The organism is Streptomyces sp. NPDC007905 (assembly GCF_042959345.1).
Classification (GTDB): Bacteria; Actinomycetota; Actinomycetes; order Streptomycetales; family Streptomycetaceae; genus Streptomyces.
The window spans coordinates 1-17,536 of the sequence record NZ_JBIBKS010000036.1; the positions used below are offsets into that span (position 1 = coordinate 1).

16 protein-coding genes, 1 pseudogene and 1 CRISPR repeat array are annotated in these 17,536 nt (G+C 70.2%); of the genes and pseudogenes, 5 read left to right on the forward strand and 12 right to left on the reverse strand.

The window, feature by feature from the left end; all coding sequences use genetic code 11:
• Positions 1-296 (forward strand): transposase (locus ACFZDC_RS38180; protein ID WP_391331221.1); only part of this gene is annotated, 296 nt, incomplete at its 5' end.
• 19 nt (positions 297-315) lie between these two features.
• Entirely contained in the window at positions 316-540 is a 225-nt protein-coding gene (locus tag ACFZDC_RS38185) for a hypothetical protein (protein WP_391331223.1), read from the forward strand.
• A 7-nt stretch (positions 541-547) separates the two neighbouring features.
• Here ACFZDC_RS38185 and ACFZDC_RS38190 read toward each other — a convergent pair whose 3' ends face one another.
• Positions 548-973: a hypothetical protein gene (locus ACFZDC_RS38190; RefSeq protein WP_391331225.1), complete on the reverse strand. Its 426-nt coding sequence runs from the start codon at positions 971-973 to the stop codon at positions 548-550.
• Between the two features lie 125 nt (positions 974-1,098).
• Positions 1,099-1,293, reverse strand: coding sequence for a helix-turn-helix domain-containing protein (locus tag ACFZDC_RS38195; RefSeq protein WP_391331227.1), 195 nt, complete (start codon positions 1,291-1,293; stop codon positions 1,099-1,101).
• Between the two features lie 256 nt (positions 1,294-1,549).
• Between ACFZDC_RS38195 and ACFZDC_RS38200 the strand changes: the two genes are divergently transcribed.
• Positions 1,550-1,708, forward strand: a complete 159-nt coding sequence (locus ACFZDC_RS38200) for a hypothetical protein (RefSeq protein WP_391331229.1) — start codon at positions 1,550-1,552, stop codon at positions 1,706-1,708.
• Positions 1,709-1,804: 96 nt separating this feature from the next.
• Positions 1,805-2,380 (forward strand): hypothetical protein, encoded by a 576-nt coding sequence (locus ACFZDC_RS38205; RefSeq protein WP_391331232.1) that lies wholly within the window; start codon positions 1,805-1,807, stop codon positions 2,378-2,380.
• Positions 2,381-2,975: 595 nt separating this feature from the next.
• Here the strand turns inward: ACFZDC_RS38205 and ACFZDC_RS38210 are convergent.
• From ACFZDC_RS38210 to ACFZDC_RS38255, 10 genes and pseudogenes are all read right to left on the reverse strand, one after another.
• Positions 2,976-3,362, reverse strand: a pseudogene (locus tag ACFZDC_RS38210) (transposase family protein); the annotation flags it as partial.
• 32 nt (positions 3,363-3,394) lie between these two features.
• Positions 3,395-3,733: direct repeats of the CRISPR family, unit length 37 nt; unit sequence GTTTCTATGCCCTGCGGGCTTTAGAGGTGCTGCGCAC.
• A gap of 267 nt (positions 3,734-4,000) precedes the next feature.
• The gene (gene cas2, locus ACFZDC_RS38215; RefSeq protein ID WP_391331234.1) at positions 4,001-4,300 is read right to left on the reverse strand and encodes a CRISPR-associated endonuclease Cas2; all 300 of its coding nucleotides are present in this window, start codon (positions 4,298-4,300) and stop codon (positions 4,001-4,003) included.
• Positions 4,301-4,304: 4 nt separating this feature from the next.
• Positions 4,305-6,182 carry a CRISPR-associated endonuclease Cas1 gene (cas1, locus tag ACFZDC_RS38220; protein ID WP_391331236.1) on the reverse strand — a complete coding sequence of 626 codons (1,878 nt, stop codon included), beginning with the start codon at positions 6,180-6,182 and terminating at the stop codon, positions 4,305-4,307.
• Positions 6,175-6,957 (reverse strand): CRISPR system precrRNA processing endoribonuclease RAMP protein Cas6, encoded by a 783-nt coding sequence (gene cas6 / locus ACFZDC_RS38225; protein WP_391331238.1) that lies wholly within the window; start codon positions 6,955-6,957, stop codon positions 6,175-6,177. Before cas6 ends, cas1 begins: the two co-directional genes overlap by 8 nt.
• A gap of 33 nt (positions 6,958-6,990) precedes the next feature.
• Positions 6,991-7,899: an S-4TM family putative pore-forming effector gene (locus ACFZDC_RS38230; protein ID WP_391331240.1), complete on the reverse strand. Its 909-nt coding sequence runs from the start codon at positions 7,897-7,899 to the stop codon at positions 6,991-6,993.
• 42 nt (positions 7,900-7,941) lie between these two features.
• Positions 7,942-10,449 (reverse strand): TIGR03986 family CRISPR-associated RAMP protein, encoded by a 2,508-nt coding sequence (locus ACFZDC_RS38235; protein ID WP_391331243.1) that lies wholly within the window; start codon positions 10,447-10,449, stop codon positions 7,942-7,944.
• Complete coding sequence (gene csx19 / locus ACFZDC_RS38240; protein WP_391331245.1) at positions 10,442-11,020, reverse strand: CRISPR-associated protein Csx19; 579 nt, start codon at positions 11,018-11,020, stop codon at positions 10,442-10,444. The genes ACFZDC_RS38235 and csx19 overlap by 8 nt, the downstream gene beginning before the upstream one ends.
• Positions 11,017-12,603, reverse strand: coding sequence for an RAMP superfamily CRISPR-associated protein (locus ACFZDC_RS38245; RefSeq protein WP_391331247.1), 1,587 nt, complete (start codon positions 12,601-12,603; stop codon positions 11,017-11,019). The genes csx19 and ACFZDC_RS38245 overlap by 4 nt, the downstream gene beginning before the upstream one ends.
• Position 12,604: 1 nt before the next feature.
• Complete coding sequence (locus tag ACFZDC_RS38250) at positions 12,605-14,911, reverse strand: RAMP superfamily CRISPR-associated protein (RefSeq protein WP_391331249.1); 2,307 nt, start codon at positions 14,909-14,911, stop codon at positions 12,605-12,607.
• A complete protein-coding gene (locus tag ACFZDC_RS38255) occupies positions 14,908-16,611 on the reverse strand; it encodes a hypothetical protein (RefSeq protein ID WP_391331251.1) in 1,704 nt (567 codons plus the stop codon). The genes ACFZDC_RS38250 and ACFZDC_RS38255 overlap by 4 nt, the downstream gene beginning before the upstream one ends.
• Positions 16,612-16,765: 154 nt before the next feature.
• On the opposite strand from ACFZDC_RS38255, the gene ACFZDC_RS38260 reads away from it, so the two are divergent.
• A complete protein-coding gene (locus ACFZDC_RS38260; protein WP_391331253.1) occupies positions 16,766-17,509 on the forward strand; it encodes a TetR family transcriptional regulator in 744 nt (247 codons plus the stop codon).
• Positions 17,510-17,536 lie beyond the last annotated feature (27 nt).

Below are 17,536 nucleotides of genomic sequence, written 5' to 3' on the forward strand. Positions count from 1 at the left end.
TCGTGCTGGTGTGGGACCGCCTGAACACCCACGTCTCCCGCGCCATGGGCGAACTGATCGCCGAGCGTGCATGGCTGACGGTGTTCCTGCTGCCCTCCTACTCACCCGACCTCAACCCCGTCGAAGGGGTATGGGCACACGTCAAACGCAGCCTGGCCAACCTCGCCTTCGTGGCCCTGGACCGGCTCGAAGCACTCGTACGCAACCGGCTCAAGCGCCTTCAATACCGGCCCGGAACCCTCGATGGCTTCATAGCCGGCACCGGCCTGACCCTCAAGGAACCAGCGCCACCTTGACGAGCCGAAGTCAGTAACGATGGACCCGGCAGAGCTACAGGCCAAGATCGACGAGCTGATGCGGCAGTACGACCACGAGGAGATTGACGGCGCAACCTACGCCCAGGCGATGATCTGGCGCGCAGGCACCGACGGACCGACGCACGGCGTGAACACGCAGGCCAGCACCGTCAGGACCAGACATGTGGTGGCCGACAGGATGACCCTGCAGCTCCGGAAGCACCATCTTCACGAAGGTGTGTAGAGGCGGATCAGACCCAGTGCAGTGAGAGGTCAGCAGTCAGCCGCATTTCACCGCGCGCGTGGCTGTCGTGAAGGAACCGGATGAGCCACTCTTCGTCGACTGTGTCGGTCGCCTCCTGGTTCCGACGCGCGTCTTCGGCAAGCTCCCTGTTCCAATCATCGGCATACTCAGCCAGAGTCCACGCGTGTCCATCGGGATGCTCGTCGTCGATGATGGTGAAACGGCCAGCAGCCAGCAGCCTCTCCAGCTCGACATCTGCTCGCTGCAGCGGGCCCTGATAGAGGTCCTCCAGCTCTTTGGACCGGGCAGCCCCGAGCTCCCTCTCCGCTTCTCCGTGTTGGCACGGAACGTAGTGCGGATAACGGAGTTGTAGGCTGCGCTGGCTGGCACGCCGAGCCGCTGCAGACTTCTTCGACTTCTTCGACTTCGCCACGCGCACCCTCTCTCCGACGTGCCACGAGCGTACCGGCTTGCATGGCAGCCGCCGGCAGGACGGCGGGCACGGTCTCAGGCCACGTGGCCTGGCTTCGCTACGCGGTGCGGGGCTGACGCGCCGGACTACCCACGGGTGGCTCCGCCTCGGCCGCGGAGGGTAACGCCGGCTTCGGTAAAGATGCCGTGGACGAATCCGTACGAACGCCCGGTGCTCTCGGCCAGGGCCCGGATGGAGGCGCCGCTCTCGTACGCCTTCCCCAGGTCGGCGGCGAGCTTGTCACGCGCCGCGCCGATAACCCTCGTGCCCTTGCCCACCATGACTCGTCTCCTTCGCCGCGTCTCGGAAGGGGATCATCGCGCATCAGCCCGGCGTCCGACACAGGATCGGGGAACCCTGGTGAGGACCGTAGGCCGATCTTGTCCCGGCGGGCGTACGACGTAGCGCCGATTTCCGGTCGGACGATCGGTGGGAGTTGTGGTGCTATGCGTCGTTGGTGAACCGGATCTGGCCGAACTAGGCCCGGAAGGCGTACGTGAGCGCGATCATTCCGGGCGCGAAGAGGCTGGCCCACGCATGGTCGATCCCGGCGAGCTGCTGTTCAGCCACGCCGTGCACGGTGCCATGGCCGGGCCCGGCACCGGATCCCTGCGCTCACCCGCCCTGCGGACCCGGATCGAGGACTTCGTCACCTGGGCCAACGCCGAAGCCGCCCGCCAGGACCTGCCCGGCTAGGTGATCCCGCCCGACCCGCACGGGGCGGTCGGCACAAGGCGCTTCCGCCGCACCCTGGCCTGACACATCGCCCGCCGCCCGGGCGGGCTGGTCGCTTTGGCCATCCAGTACGGCCATCTGCGCACCGCGCTGGTCTCCGAGGGGTACGCGGCGCGCAGCCGCGACGGCGTTCACGAGCTGATCGACATCGAGACCGTCCGCGCCGTGGCCGACACCATCGCGGATTTGAGCGAGGACCTGGAGGCCGGTGGAGGCCTCTCCGGTCCGGCGGCCCGGCGCGCCATCAAGGCCGCCGCCCGCGCCCCGCGCTTCGAGGGCACCGTCATCAACGCCACCACCGCCCGCCGCCTACTCGCCAATGACGACGCCCTCATCTACGACAACCCGCAAGCGCTCCTGCTGTGCCACTACAAGCGCGAGCACGCCCTGTGCCACCGCACTGGTGTCCGCGACTCCCCGCGGCTCGATCACTGCATGCCCGGCTGCGGCAACGTCGTCCGCACCGACCACCACGCCACATCACTGCGCAGCCGCGCCGACACCCTGGACAAACAGGCCACGCAGGTGCCCCAGCCGATCGGTGAACGACTACGCGACCACGCCGACCGCCTGCGCCGCATCGCCGACACCCACGATCGCACGCGGATCACCCTGAAGGACCCCTCACCGTGAGCCGAGCAGCAGACGAGCGCGACCGCATCCGCGCTGCCATGTATCGCATCTTGACCGGCCGCCCCGAGCGCTCCAACGGAGCCCTGACCGTGGTGGCCCTCGCCCCTCGAGGCCGGCGTCCCGCGCAACGCCCTTACGCAGCGCCACCTCGATCTGAAGAACGAGTTCTACGCCAAGGTCAAAGAGCGCGGGCAGCCTACCGACGCCAAGACCCGGCTGCGTAAACAGGTCGTACGGCTCAAGGAACTCTGTGAAAAGGACAAAGCCGAACTCGAACAACTCCGCGCCGACGTTCAGGGGCTGGTCCGGGTGGTCAACCAACTGAGCTTGGAAAACCATCAGTTACGCGAAGCGTTGTCGCCCCCCGATCCGGTCGTCCGGATCCTTCCCGTCCAGCGCACACCGCCTCAGCACGGGTGACCTTTGAGTGCGGATTCCGTGCTACCCGCCCTGGCCGCTCGTGACAGCCACTTCCCTCGTCCTGACCGGCCGCTGGGCCGCCGGCCGCGAGCGCGGTGTACATGCTGCTCGGCCTGCTTCACGACGAGGTGGGCAGCGTCATCTCCGCGCTCGCCTCGTCGGTGGCCCCGCGTGCGCGGGTCTCTGGATCGACGATGGCCTGCACGTTTGCTGAGAACCGGTAGTTACGGGGGGGGGAGGCGCCCACGCCACGGTCACGGATCGGGATGAGGTGCCGTCCACGATCCATACCCCGTCCGGGGCGTCGGCGGAGCGGGAGGCCGGTTCGAGTGCGAGCAGTGGTACCAGGCGCTGGATGACACGGCATACGGTGAAGGAGGAGACGCCGAACAAGGGCCCAGCTGTCGCGTCGTCAACTCCGTGCGGTAGTACACCGCGACTCACGAGCGGCAACAGCACTCTGCGAGGCCGATCCTGGTCTTTGCCGCTTGTAGAACTGCGTCATCCGCAGCCCCGTGAACGTCTCCACCCCCATCCGCTCAGCACGTAACACCGCGGTCATACCCAGAAAGTGCCCAGCTCACGGCCTTGTGCAACACCCTTTAATACTCCTGTTAGAGGTGCTGCGCACGCTACAAAGAAGAGCCATCCGGTCCTCCGGTGGCGTCGTTTCTATGCCCTGCGGGCTTTAGAGGTGCTGCGCTCCGGGGGCGAAGAGATCGTGGAAAGCCCCAGCGCCGGGAGTTTCTATGCCCTGCGGGCTTTAGAGGTGCTGCGCACTTCTTCTTCAATTCGGAAAACTGGGCCAGTGACGGCTACGATGTTTCTATGCCCTGCGGGCTTTAGAGGTGCTGCGCACATTGTCGCAACTGTGTCGGTACCGGCACGCGCTCCGGGTTTCTATGCCCTGCGGGCTTTAGAGGTGCTGCGCACCTTACCCCATCTGAGGGTGTGTTTAACCAGCGGCGATGGAGATCGTTGCGTGGGCCTGCCGTTTGGCACGCCATGGAGGCAGTGACCTGGGTCACATTCTATTGATCATGTCGTTGACCTGGGATGACGGCTTGCGCGCACCTCGGTGGTTTTCCCGCGTGTCGCGTGGGGGCTGTACGTGGTCTACCCGTCGGGGCGAACGGGCAGGTCGGGGCATGGTGCGGCTTGCGGCGGTGGTGTCGGGCGGCGCGGTGAGGGGGCATCGGGTCACACGATCCAGAAGTCGGCGCGTTCTTCGAGGCGGCGGTTGCCGAGGATGGTGATCTCGTTGAGGTCGGGGACGGAGAGCGGGTAGATGCGGATCTGGTCCTCGTCGGGGTCGATGAGTTTCTTGAGGGCGGAGCGGAGGCGGGCGGTGGCGGCCTTGGAGGACAGGGCGACTTCGAAGACGCTGTACTGCACGCGGGGGCCGTGGCCGGAGAGCACGTCGGAGACGTCCTGGCGGCGGTCGTTGTCGGCGATGTCGTAGGCGACGAGGAAGAAGTAGCGGGGGCGTCGCTGGGACACGGGGTCACCGCCAGGGGAGCGGGGTGTAGGTGTCCTCGCGGCCGTCGAGGACGGCGGCGAGGAGGCGGGCCTGGAGGGTGAGGGCGGCGCGGTAGGAGGTCTTGCGGCCGGCCCAGGGGTGGTGGGCGAGGGTGAGCATGCGGCGCTCGTACGCGGCGAGGAAGGTCTTGCGGGCGGCATCGTTCATCCGGCAGCCCTTGCCGCCGGTCTCGTCGACGATGAAGTCGCCGGGGCTGAGTTGCCCGGTGGCGAGGAGGCGGACGACGAGGGAGTCGACGATCACGGGCCGGAACTCCTCGATGAGGTCGAGTGCGAGGCTCGGGCGGCCGCGGTACATCCCGTGCAGGAAGCCGACCTGGGGGTCGAGGCCGGCGATCTCGCAGGCGGCGACGGCGTCATGGGTGAGGATGGTGTAGCCGAAGGAGAGCAGGGCGTTGACCGGGTCGGGTGGCGGACGGCGCTGGCGGTGGGTGAAGCCCCAGGTCTCGCCGAGGATCAGGCCGAAGCAGGTGAAGTACCCGCGGGAGGCCGCGCCCTCGCAGCCCATCAGCTCCAGGTGGGTGGCGGCCGTGGTGGCGCTGGTGCGGGCGGTGATCATACGGGCGGCCGCGGTGGTGACGTCGATGGCGGGGCTGCGGCGGGCGGCGCGCAGCAGCCCGGTGCGCATGTTGGTGATCTTGCCGGTGACGAAGGCCCGGGCGAGGTCGAGGGAGCGGCTGGTCTTTTCGGCGGTGCGGTGCTGGGTGGCCCGGCGTTCCACGTGGTTGCCGGCGGGGCCGGTGAGGCGGCCGAGGTAGCGGCCGAGGTCGTCGAGGAGGACGACGTCGACGCCGTGTTCGAGGGCGCGGTGGAGGAAGGGGGTGCTCATGCCGACACGGCCGGCGCACACCACCTGGCGGACGCGCTTGAGGCTGACCGAGAGCAGGGTCTGGTCGCCCTTGGTGACGCGTAGGCGGTCGCCGCGGGTGCGCAGCAGGGAGCCGGGCTCGGTGATGTAGACGGTGCCTTCGAGCGGGTGGGCCAGTTCGTCGCCGCGCAGGCCGTCCCTCGGGCCGAGGGTGCGGCCGAGGAACTCCACGCCCTCGTCGAAGGAGACGATGCAGGACTTGGCGTCGTTGAGGCGGAGTCCGAGTCCGCGGAGGGTGCCGGCGGCGAGTCGGAGGATGTGTTCGCCCTGGCTTCGGCTGGCGACGGGGATGGCCAGGTCGTCGGCGTAGCGCAGGACGGTGTGTCCGGCGGCGAGCAGGGCGCGGTTGAAGGCGTCGAGGTAGAGGTTGGTGAGTACGGGGGACAGGGCGCTGCCCTGGTACAGGCCCTTGCCGGTGCGGGCCCGCTTGGCGGCGGGGCCGGTGGCGGTGCGGTTGACGAGGCGTTGGACGAGGTGGCAGAGGTCCGGGTCGGGGAGGAGTTCGCGGAGGCGGGTGAGGACGGGCCAGCGCGGGATGTCCTCGAAGCAGTCTTCGATGTCGGCGCGGACTACCCAGGCGTGTCCTGCCTCGTCCCGGGCTGTGGCGAGGGCGTGTACGGCGTCCTTGACGCCGAGGCCCTTGCGGTAGGCGAAGCTCCACGGCAGCAGCACCGGATCCACGTACGGATCGATCACCTCGAGTGCCGCCCGTTCCACGATCCGGTCGGTCACCTGGGGAACGGCGAGCAGGCGTGTTCCGCCGCTGGGCTTGGGCACCTCGATGGCGGTCACGGGCGACGGTTCGTACGTCCCGGTGCGTAACTGCCGGCTGAGGTCGATCAGCCGGTGCAGGGCGCCCTGCTCGAACTCGGCGACGTGGCGGCTTTTCTCGCCGTCCTCGAGGTCGTTGTCGCGGACCTCGGCCCAGGCGGCGAGGCGTTCCTCGGAGGCGACCTGGTGGAGCAGCTCACCCATCGGCGGGACCTTCCCCGGGGTTGGTGGCTGAGACCGAGCCGGGCCGCGATGGAGGCGTGCGGTCGGTGAGGGCGGTACGCACGTATCCGAGCCCGTGCGTGGTCTGGGCGCCGACGCCGGCGACGGCCGCGAAGCGGGTCAGGGCGGAGAAGGCCGCAGCGGCTTCGGGGCTGGTGCCGCCGAGGAGGGCCAGGGCGGCCTGGCCCGTGAAGCCGACGCGGTTGCCGCGCGGGAGGGCGACCGGCTGGCTGAGGATGTCGTGCGCGGTGAGCACCACGGCGTCGAGAAGTTCCTTGACCACCGTCTCGGCTATGGGCGCAGGGGCGTACTGGTTCCAGCGGCGCAGCAGGCTTTGGTAGACGAGCTCGGGGTCCGGCAGCGGGATCCACCGTCCGGACCGGGTGAAGAGGGTGGGGCTGAGGAAGGTCAGCTCGGCGCGTCGTGCGGCGGGCGCGCTCAGCAGGGCTTCGTACGGGGCCGGTTCCGGGTCGGCGTGTACGACGGTGAAGAACTGCGAGCCGAGGCGTATCCGGTGGCCGACAAGGACGTCGAGCGGCGGGTGGGTGCGGTCGTCCAGCCAGCCGATGCACAGTTCGGCGATGCCTCGGCGAGGGTCGGCGGCGAGCAGCGGGGAGGTGGAGAACGGCTTGTGCTGGCTGGTGTGGTCGGCGCCTGCGCCCTCGAAGAGAGCGCAGGCGAGGCCGTGCAACTGCGCAGGGGTGGCGTGCCGCGCGGCTTTGGGCGAGTGGAGCCGTACGGTCCATCGAACGGGCATCGGATGGATCCTCGAGGAAGGTGGGGTGACGGGTCAGCCGGCCGCGAGACGGGCGATCTCCTGTCGGATGTCCTCCATCCGGGTCGCGTTCGCGCTCTGAATGTCCTTGTGCATGTACCTGTGGACCCAGGTCGCCACCGGCGGGGTGGAGGTGCGCATCTCGAAGATGGAGTCCTGGACTTCCCGGCAGTCGGACGCGGTGATGGGGCGTCCGGCCGCGTGCCGCTGCCACAGCTCCTGGATGCTTTCTTCCAGGCGCTCCCGAGCCTGTGCGGCGTCCTGGTGCTGGCGGGGCAGTTCGGAGAGGTCGAGCAGGGCTGGAACCAGTGGGACGAAGAGCTTGGCCAGGAAGACGCCCGTCGAGAACTCCTTGGCTGCCCATACGGCGAGCGCAAGGGCGATGACCACGGCGAAACCGGTCCAGAGGACCTTGGCGTAGGCGCGATGGTTCTTACGGGACCACAGCAGGTTCTGGACCTGGCAGGCCAGGGCGTCGAGGGGCCAGGGGACCTCGGGCACCTTCTCGTACCAGCCGAGGTCCTTGTCGATCGGGCGTGCGCGGACCGTGCTGATGGCGTCCCGGGCCTTCCATCTGGGACCGGCGACGGCAGTGTTCCACTCCAGCCCGAACAGGCCGACGTCGTAGAGCTCCTGGAACTTCGCGCTCCGGGCGTGCAGGCTGCGGTGGAGCGACTTCAGCCAGGTGCGTCCGGCGAACAGCCAGACGACGGCTGCGATCGCGAGCGTGTCGGATCCGTGCGGCCAGAACAGGGCCAGCAGCGGTGCGGCGATGGCCAGGACGATCGTGCCGAAGTTCTGGGCCAGGCGGATCAGGTCGGCACGGTCGGACGTCCTACGCGCTGCCGCGCGCATGGCGACGAACTCGTCCTCGTCCTGCCGGCGGGGGATCGGCACGTGCTCTTCGACGGTTCCGGCGCTCATGGGTCCCTTCTTCCGCGGGTCGCTGCGGCACTGCGGCGCCGGTCAGCGACGCCGCCGGTTCTTGCGCTGTTTGTCGGGGTGGATCGGCAGGTACGGGTTGTCCCAGCGCGGCAGGCTTCGGCCCCGGTCGTCGGATGGGGTGCGCCTGCCCTCGTTGGCCACGAACCAGGCGAAGGACCGGCCTTCGGGATCGGGCACGGTGTGCTCGGACTCGTCTTCGCCGAAGGGGCGCGTACGGGGATAGTGGACGGCGAAGCCCTCCTTGCCGGCTGCGGCGGCGAGGAAGGCATGGAGATGCGGTGCTTTCAGGCCGCCGGCCGGGATGTTCATCTCCTCCTCGAAGCGACGGCGAGCTTCCTCGAGGTCGGCCAGGATGTCGTCACGGGACCGGGTGCTCTCCGGCGCCAGGCTGCGGTAGGAGCTGATCCACTGTTCTCCCGTGCGCAGGTCGCATTCCGAGTCGGGATCGAGGTCCAGACGGATGCTGCCGAATCCCAGCGGCTTGCCGTAGCCGAGCCGGTGGTAGTGCCCGTCGGGGAGCTGGAGCAGCCAGAGCAGGGCGCCGAGTTCGACGGTGGAGAGGTTGGTGACGCCGATGGTGAAGGCGAAGGTCGACCCGGGCCGGATCCAGCCGCGCACGGAACGGTTCTGGGTGTCCCGCTGAGATCCGTCGCGGTCGTCCGGGCGCCGGTACTCCTGGGCGCGGCGGGTTTCGGGCTCGAGTTGCTGGGTGCGGTCCTCGGTGGGCTTGTCCCAGTAGCCGGCGGGCAGGCCGCGGTGGTGCCAGTAGGCCTTGCGGCCGCGCAGGGCCTGGCCGCGGACGTACATCCTGTTGCGCTCGAGGCCGTCCTTGAGCGGGTTGATGCCGTCCGGCCCGGCCCCGACGTAGAAGCGGGCCTGCTGGGGCTTGGGCTGGCCGAGGATGGCGAGGGGAACGCCGTCCGCGCCGAACGTGTCGGTGTGGGCGTCGACTTCGACGACGGGGCCGATGCGCAGCTTGCCCCGGTGTGCTCCCGGGCCTGCGGGAGAGACCCAGCCGAAGACCCGGTCGGCCGGCGAGAGCTGGGTGAGCGCTTGGGCCGGCTTGAGCGAGTCGTGAAGCAGTTCCTCGGGCGGGAGGTCGAAGAGGCTGCGGGAGATCATGACCGGGTAGAGGCCGAGGACGGTCCGGCGGTCTTTGGCGAGGTGTGCGTAGCAGAGGGTTCCGGGCGCGAGCGTGTCGTAGGAGCGCTGGTACTGGTGAGGGCTCCAGGCGGTGGCTCCCGGGTCGTCGCCCAGGTAGTCGTCGGGCTCAGCGTGCCTGCCGGAGCGTGCCTTCCCGCCCGAGGGCTTCTCGCGCTCGTGGATCTCCGCGTGGCTGTGGGCAGCGCGGTAGTTGCGGATCGTGGCGTTCCACTGGGCGTCACGTGCGGGGGTCAGCGGGACCTCGACGAGGTCCTCTTCATCGGTGAAGAAGACACGTTCGTCGTGCTTCTTGTTGATGTTCTGGTTCGTCACGCAGACCCAGCCGCGGATCTGCTTCTGCTCGCCGGTGGGCTCGTGCCAGGAGTTCCAGGGCGTTCGCGGCATCTCGGGTGCCGGTTCGACAGGCCGGGGAAGGTGCTCGCCCTCACGGGCGATCACGCGGACCCGCCAGAACTGGAAGTCGGCCTGGTGCTCCTTCTTGTCCCTGTTCCAGCGGTGGTGCTGGATCCGTTCCACCCATGCGACGACGCGGTCTGCGTGCTGCGGAAGCTCGCCGTTGCTGTAGGAGACAGCGAAGCCGCCCTTGGGGTCTGCGGAGTAGCGCGGCAGCCAGGCTGCGTGCAGCAACGGGTTTCTGCCCGCCTGCCCGCCCAGGGGGGTGTCTCCCGGCAGCAGGGTGATCGCCGTGCGGTCGTCGCTGATTCTGGCAGGGACCATGTGCCGGCTTGCGTCGGCACCCATCCGGTGGGCGAGCCGTTCGTCGTGGCCGTTGAAGACGCCTAGACGGGAGTTGGTCACCGCCTCGTAGGCGGCGCGGAGCATGCCCTTGATCGACGTGGCCGGCAGGTGGACCCGTCCGTTCCGCTCGAGGAGGGGGAAGGTGGCGTGGCTGCTGCCGTCCTTGCCTGCTCGTTCGGCACGGGAGGGGTCCAGGAGCAGCAGTGGGGTGGCAACGGTGAGCCGCACCGGAAGCCGGCCGGTCCACCGGTCCTCGTGCAGGCGGTCGTGGCCCACGGGCGCGGCGTCGGCGAGGTCGCCGACGGCCTGGCTGCGCGGGGTGGCGGGCAGGAAGGTGTAGGGGTTGATGAATTCGTTGCTGTCGACCGGCTTCCGCTTGGCCTCAGCCTTGGCCTTGACCTGGGCGGCTGTTCCACTCGGGCGGACGTCCCGGGTCTTGCTGCCGCTCCAGGTGAAGTCCACCGGCATGCCGTCGAGTTCCGGGACGGGCCGGTCCTGCAGGACCGGGGAGAGGTCGTGCGGGGGCCTGACCCGGCGTCGGCGGCCGCCTTCCTCGGCGACCAGGACGAACAGTTTTCGCTGGGTCTCGTCCCAGGACAGGACGCCGGTGCGGGGCTCGTCAGGCATGCTTCCTCCTGTCCGGGACGGACTGGGTCGGCTCGATGCCGAGGAGCCGCTCCTCGCTGACATAGGCGTTGCCGTGATCGGGTTCGACGCTGATGTACTCGCGGGCGACCAGGCGCAGCCGGCGGTCGGGCTCCGGGGTGGGGACGGGCACGTGGAGGGCGCCGATCCGCGGGGTGTGCAGGGTGGTCCAGTCCGCGCGGTGCTGCGGCTGGGGGCGGCCCCACAGCAGGTAGTGGGTCTCGAGGGTCTCCTCGGCGGCCAGCGACGGGACGTCGGCGGCGAAGGTGGCGGGGAGCTTGTCCGCGTCCTCGGACAGCAGCACGGCTCGGCCCCGGGTACCGGAGTCGCAGAGCCACCGCAGTTCCCTGTCCTGGTCGAAGACGCGTGCTTCGAACACGGCCTCCAGGGGGTACGGGTCGCAGTTGCGGATGCGGCAGGCGCCGTCGCTCACCTGGGCGACGACGTGCTCGTGCGGGGAGGACAGCAGCGCGACGGCGTTGTGGAAGCCGACCCGGGCCAGGGCGTCGGTCAGGGTGATGCCGTCGTGGGCACGGGCGTGCAGGGTGGTCATGCCGTGCTCCCGTCGATGTAGGCGCACCAGCTGGTGGTGAGCTCGCGGGCGGTGTCGCTGGTGAGGTAGTCGTCCAGCTCCACGCCGTCCGGGTGGTCGGGAAGGGTGAGGGTGATGTCGTGCACAGTGATGTCGCCCATGCCGCGGTTGGTGGCGTAGCCGACGGGGATGCGGCCGGCCTTGAGGTCGCGCAGCACCAGCAGGACCAGTGCCTGCGCCGGCTCGTCGATGCCCGCGTGGTGGTGGGCGAGGCGGCCGAGGTCGACGGTGAGGTTGATCGGGTCCCAGGCCACGCCGTGGGGTTCGAGGACGCTGTACAGCCGTTTGTCGGCGGCGCCGCCGGTCCAGCGGTCGATGGCCACGTGGTCGGCCCGCTCGAGTTTGTGCTTGCGCAGCTCGACCAGGGCCAGGGGTGTGGCGTCGGCGTCCTTCGCCGCCGGCTCGTACACGGCCTCCCACGTTGTGGCGGGGACGAGGTCGGTGGCGTAGCAGTCGTCGACGGTGACGGTGCCCATGCCGCGCGGGTCGTCCGGCTTGCCGAGCGGGGCTGCGCCGAAGAGCGCGCGGACCGCGTCAAGCTGGTCGAGCTGCTGGCGGAAGGCGGCGCTGCGGTCGGTCGCGGGGGCGTCGTGGGCGGCTGCCGGTGCGTCACGCCGGAGGACGGTGCGTTCGATCTGCTCGGCGCGGGAGCGCAGGACGCCCTTGAGGGAGGTGCCGGGCAGGACGAGGGCGAACTTGCCGGGCTCGACGGCGGAGGCGAGCGGGATGGCGTCGACCATGAAGCCGTCTGCGGCCGAGCGGACCATGACCGGCGCTGCCGGACTCCAGGTGATCTTCACGGACATGGTCTGCCGCGCGGGTGGGGACGCCTTCTTCCACTCCTCGGAATCCCACGGGGTGGCTGCGCCGCCGAGGGCGGCGAGCAGCCCGGCCGCGCTACCGAAGTCCTCTTCCCGTACCTCGGTGTGCTCGTCGGCCAGTTCCAGGTGACCGAGGCCGCGGGTTCTCGCGGCGCCGACCCGCAGGCCGCCGTCGTGCAGCAGCCGCAGCAGCCGTTTGAGCTGCTCCCGGTCGTCCTCGAGGGTGCGCTCGGTCGCGTTCAGGTCGAGTTCGAACCGCAGGTACGAGCCCTTGGGCACGACGGTGCGGGCGTGGAGGAACCCGTGGGCCGCGACGCCGCCGCGCCGGTCGATGCCGACGGAGAACCGCGTCTCCAGCCGGGCCGGGTCCAGCGCCTCGCTCGGCAGGTCGTCCTCGTCCAGGCCGGTGCCTGCAGTGATCAGCGCGTCGCGGACCACGATCCGGCTGACGGTGCCGTCCTTGCTCCTGGACTCGGCGTAGCCCCACAGGTCGTTGGCGGTCTTGCCACGGGGCCCGGTGGCCTGGTCAGGTCCGGGATGGAGCAGGCTGCGCAGGCCCCCGGCCAGGCTGGTCCCGGGCACGTACGGGCGGCTTCGGCCGTCCAGCGCGACGGACAGCGCCGCGTTGGGGTCCTGGCCGGCGCCGCCGACGTGCAGCGGGCTGACGGCGTGCAGCCAGCCGCGGACCCGAAGCCGGGCTGTCATCGCTCGCGTGGTCGTCATCTCAGTCCTCCCCCCGTTCGCGGGCGGCGCGGGCGTGGGCGGTCAGGCAGTCCTCGACCAGGGTGCGGACCGCCTCCGGCCAGAGCCGCGCACGGAGCCAGCTGATCCGGCTGGCGGCCGCGGTGATCTTCTCCTCGGGCAGGTCGAGCAGCGCCCAGATGCGGTCGTCGGTCCGCAGCAGTGCGGTGAGGCTTGTGACGGTGTCCTCGGGCCAGCCGCGCCGCAGCTCCTGGCCCTCCTGGGTGGGGCGCAGCCGGGAGAGCCAGGTCTCGGCCTGCCCGTCGCCGGGACCGCCGAGCCGACTGACGAGCATGCGCAGGGCGCCCAGTTGCGAGGGGGGTACGTCGGCGTGGTTCTCGCCGAGTACGGCGGCGCGGCGGTCGCGGGCGACCTTCTCGCTGTGGCGGCGGATCTCCTGCCGCCAGGCCGCCTCCTCCAGGATGTCCACCAGGCCGCCGTGGTCCCGCAGGACGCTGTCGGGGAAGTCGGGTTCGGCCGTGGTCTGTCCTGTGCCCGTGCCGTCGGGTTCCGGCTGGGCGGTTTCGCCGGTCTCGGCGTACAGCAGCGGGTCGCCGATGCGGAGCTGCCCGAAGCCTTCTGCGCGGCGCAGCCCCACGCCTGCGGTCTCCACCCGCTGGACGGCCTGCGGGGTCAGCGTGCCGCCGACGATCTCGAACGACAGGCAGCTTCCTGCCCGGATGCCCAGCAGCGAGGCCCGGGGCAGGCCCCACCGCTGGTGCCAGGACTCGAAGCGCCGCGGTTCGCTGACCCGGCGGAGGGCGCCTGAGCTGTCCAGGTCCGCCACGGGCCGCAGCTGCACGCCCAGTGCCCGTCCGAGTTCGGCTGCCAGGTCCTGCGGGCGGGAGCTGGGCCGCAGCCGTTCGTCGGTGACCAGGACGTCCGAGAGCAGCCACACCCGAAGCGGGCCGGGTGGCACCGTCCTGGCGGCGGGTGTCCCGGCCGGCCCGGCTGTGACCTCGGTGAGGCCGTAGCCGTCCTTGCGGGAACGGCCCAGACGCCAGGTCCCGTTCAGCCGCTCCTGCCATCCGGCGGGCAGCAGTCCCTCCGGGACGCGTACCTGCGCGCGCAGCTCGGTGCCAGCGGCCATGGCCTGGTACGTGTAGAGCCCGCCGACCTCCTCCACCGGCCGCTGCTGGCGGTCGTCGATGGTGTTGTGGGTGTGCTCGGTCCGCGTGCACGACTGCACGGCCAGCGGCTCACCCGGCCGGTATCCAGCCGTGTAGTCGTCCTCGAAGGGCTCCGCCGGGCCGCCGCCCGGGGCCGCGCAGGTCAGGAGGTTGGACCAGGTCGTGGAGCTCTTGCCGTGCACCAGGGCCAGCGGCACCGGCTGCCCCAGCCGGCCCTCGACCTCGACGGTGGCGTTGGTGACCACCAGATCCCCCCGGCGCGCCGCCAGCGCAACCTCCGGGCAGTCCAGACGCTGCAGTACGGCCGGCAGCAGAGCCGAGCCGGGGACGAACGCGGCGCTGCGGACGGCGTTGCCTACCGTACGCGCATGCGCGACCAGGGGGCGGCGCAGTACCAGCCGCAGCTCGGCGCCCTCCCAGCGGTCCTGCGGCTCGGCCGCCGCCGGTGCACCGGGGGCCGTGACCCCGACCGGGTCGGGCAGGGGCGGCGGGGAAGGGCGGTCGCGCAGCCACTTCCAGTCGGCCGGCGGCCCCTGGAGGCTGATGCGACAGCGGCCCGCGCCCCGCCGACGCTTCCCGCCGATGCTCTCCACCAGCCGCGCACCGGCGTCCAGCAGCGCCGAAGCGCACTTGAGCTGCTCCTCGTCCAGCCGCGCGGCCCCCGGGATCGCGGCGCGTCCGGACAACGTCGCGCCGCCACGCGCCATCTCCTCGAACCGCAGCTTCTTGTCCTCGGCCCGGCCGGTGGCATCGTCGATGGCGACGCCCGGCTTGAGGAAGGTCACCGCCTGCCGCAGCATCGGCTTGCCGCCCAGGGCATCGGCGAGGTCGGCGGGGTAGTGCAGACTGTCGAGGAACACGGCCGCCGGCCGCGGCCCGTCGTCGGTGCGGCCGGGGATCACCCCCAGCTCCTCCAGGGCCGGCTGGCTGCCGAAGAGGAATTCCAGCCACTCCTGCCACGGCCCAGGCGCGCCGCCGTCCAGGGCATGGACCACCGTTTCGCACCCGTCGCGCCAGACCCCGGTGAGGGACTTGGCGGGGATGTACGGCAGATCGTGCCCGTCACGCTGGAGCAGCCGGTCGACGAAGGCGTGGCGGCCGGTGCCGGTGCCCACGTGCCAGTCGCCGAGCATGGTCACGTTCAGGGCCAGCTCCGTCATCGCTCCACCCCCACGAGCAGGAATCCCTCGGCGTCCATGGCGTCCAGCAGACCGGTCACCCAGCGGCCGGGCCGGCCCGGATCGCGGCGCTGCTCCTGCCAGAAGAGGCTCTTCGGATCGCCGAGCAGTTGCCGCAGGCCGCTTTCGCCGTAGGCGGGCAGGAGGTTCTCAAGCCGGGCATCGGCCACCGCCGGGCCCAGGAACAGCCCCTCACGCAGTTCGTGAAGCTGAGAGGCGGGCAGCTTGCGCTCGCCCTCGTCACCGCGGGAGGCCAGGGCCGCCACCCGCTGTTCGAGGTCCCGCCAGTGCCGGCCGCGGGCCCATGGCGCCTCCTGCTGTGAGGCGCTGACCACGTAGGGCTGGGCGCACAACACGGTCCTGCCGTCCCGCGCGGCTTGTGCGGCGGTCTGTGCCGCGGCCTCGTCCGGCTGCCGCGTGGGGGGCCACTGGGGCAGCTCGGTCAGCGTGATCTGCCGGCGAATCCGGTCCAGATCAGCGCCGGAGCTGTCGTACAGCACATGGAACGACAGCGCCGAACACGGGCCCTCGATCTCCTTCTTGACCTGCTTCGCCTCCCTGAGCAGGGCATAGGCGAGATCCTGCGAGGCGGCGAAGGGGAAGTGCGGCTTGACGATGGCCACCCCGGCGCAGGCCGACAAGGCGGCCACCTCGCCCTGCCTGCGCAGCGGCTCCATGATCTTCTCTGTTGCGGCCGTCAGACGTTCGAACTCCCGCAGGTATGCTTCGGCGAACGTGAGCGCCCACTCCCCGTCGCACAGCGCCACCATGTCGTCTCCGCCGAGAATCAGCGGCAGCACCGGGACCGGCCCGTCACCGCCCTTCACTCCCGCCCCCGCGTGCTCCATCGCCCCGACCGCCTCCAGGAACGCATCCCGGGCCGCGGCCTGCATGGCCGCCGAGAAGTCCCGCAAGGTGTCGGCGTAACGGCGGTTGGACCCTCCGTCCACACACTGATTGAAGGCCCCGAAGACCTTCCCCAGGCCATTGCCGTCCGCATAGACCACCCCGACCCACTCCGCGTGGTCGTTGAGGTGCTCCACCACCCTGCCGAGCTGCTCGGGCTTCGTACCCGCCAGATCTGCCAGACGACCGAGCCCGTCACCGTCGTCCTGCTTGCCGTACGCCCGCCACTTCGCGCGGCTCTCCGCGGAACGCGGCTCGTAGGAAGGCTCCGGACCGGGCTGCCGCATCAAGGACTCGGCCGGCAGGCCCGTCGAACGGCACTGATCCACGATCGGCAGACGCAGGAAACGGGCATCCGGCCCCGGCAGCGACGTACGCACGGGGGCCAGCTGCCGTGCTGCCAGCCCCAGCGCCTCGTGCAGCAATCCGTCGGCCAACCAGTCGAAGGGTGCGCTCACCACCCCGCAGACCTCGAGCCCGGGAGCATCCCGCAGCGCCCGCGACGTCACGCGGGTCACCAGCAGCCGCGCGAGCCCGGCATCGCGGACCAGCACTTTCGCGTTCCCCGCACCCGTCTCAAGGAGCTCCACCGGCTTGTCCTCGATCCGCCAGGCGGGGTCGAAGCCGTCGAAGAGCTCCGCCGCTGCGTCCTTGACCCAGCGGCGGTCCAGATACGTGATCAACTCCGAGGCGCCTGCGATCTCCCTGCGCTTGTTCGTCACGGAGATGAACCGGCTGATGTTCCACGCCTCGAACAACACAAGGTGCACGTGCATCCGACCCCCCGACCGACACACTCCCCCCGGGCAGGCACGACATCACCCGTCGCCCTGCAGGGGAATGCCCTTAACACCGGAAGCCGAGTAAACAATCTGATCAAGCGTCAGAGCAAATCCGGGTGGTGAGATACGCCACACAGAAGGGCCTCCGGTGCGAACGCTGGCAACACGTCAACTTCTGGAGGTAGAAGAGCAACTGATCCACGACGCCAAGGCCGCCGCCCGTGAGATCGCGGCCACCGAGGGTCTCGACGGTCTCACTCTTGCGGAAGTCGCCCGCCGCGTCGACGTCAGCTCACCAGCGCTGTACCGCTACTTCGACGGCCGCCCCGGCCTCATCCGCGCCCTGTACGACGACCTCACCACCGACCTCATCGACACCGTCGCTGCCGCCGTCCACGGCCAGGACCCCGACAACCTCAGCGCACAACTGCGTGCGGGCATCCGCGCCATCCTCACCTGGGCCACCGCCAACCGGGCCGGCTTCAGCCTCCTCGTGGGCGACGCTCACCCCGTCGCAGCAGCCTCCGAGGACGGCATCCCCCAGGTATTCCCCCGCGAACTCGGCGGCTTCTTCGGCCTGCTCTTCCTCGAACTGGACCGCAGAGGCCACCTCACCTACCCCACAGACGAGCACATCGAGCCCGTTCTGCGCCGTCAGCTCGACACCTACCGCCAGGCGGTGATGCCCGAACTCCCCCTGGGCGTGGTGCTGCTCATGCTCACCTGCTGGCGCCAGGTCTACGGCACGGTCGGCATAGCCGTCTCCCAGCACCTGGACTTCACCTTCCCCGACATCGAGGCTTTTCGAGCACATGTTGGATCCTCTCCCTGCTCGGCCTCACCCCCAGCCCCCACCCGCACCGATGACCTCGCTGGCAACCTCTCCGGATAGTACGGTGGCCAGCAGCTTGGGGTCGTG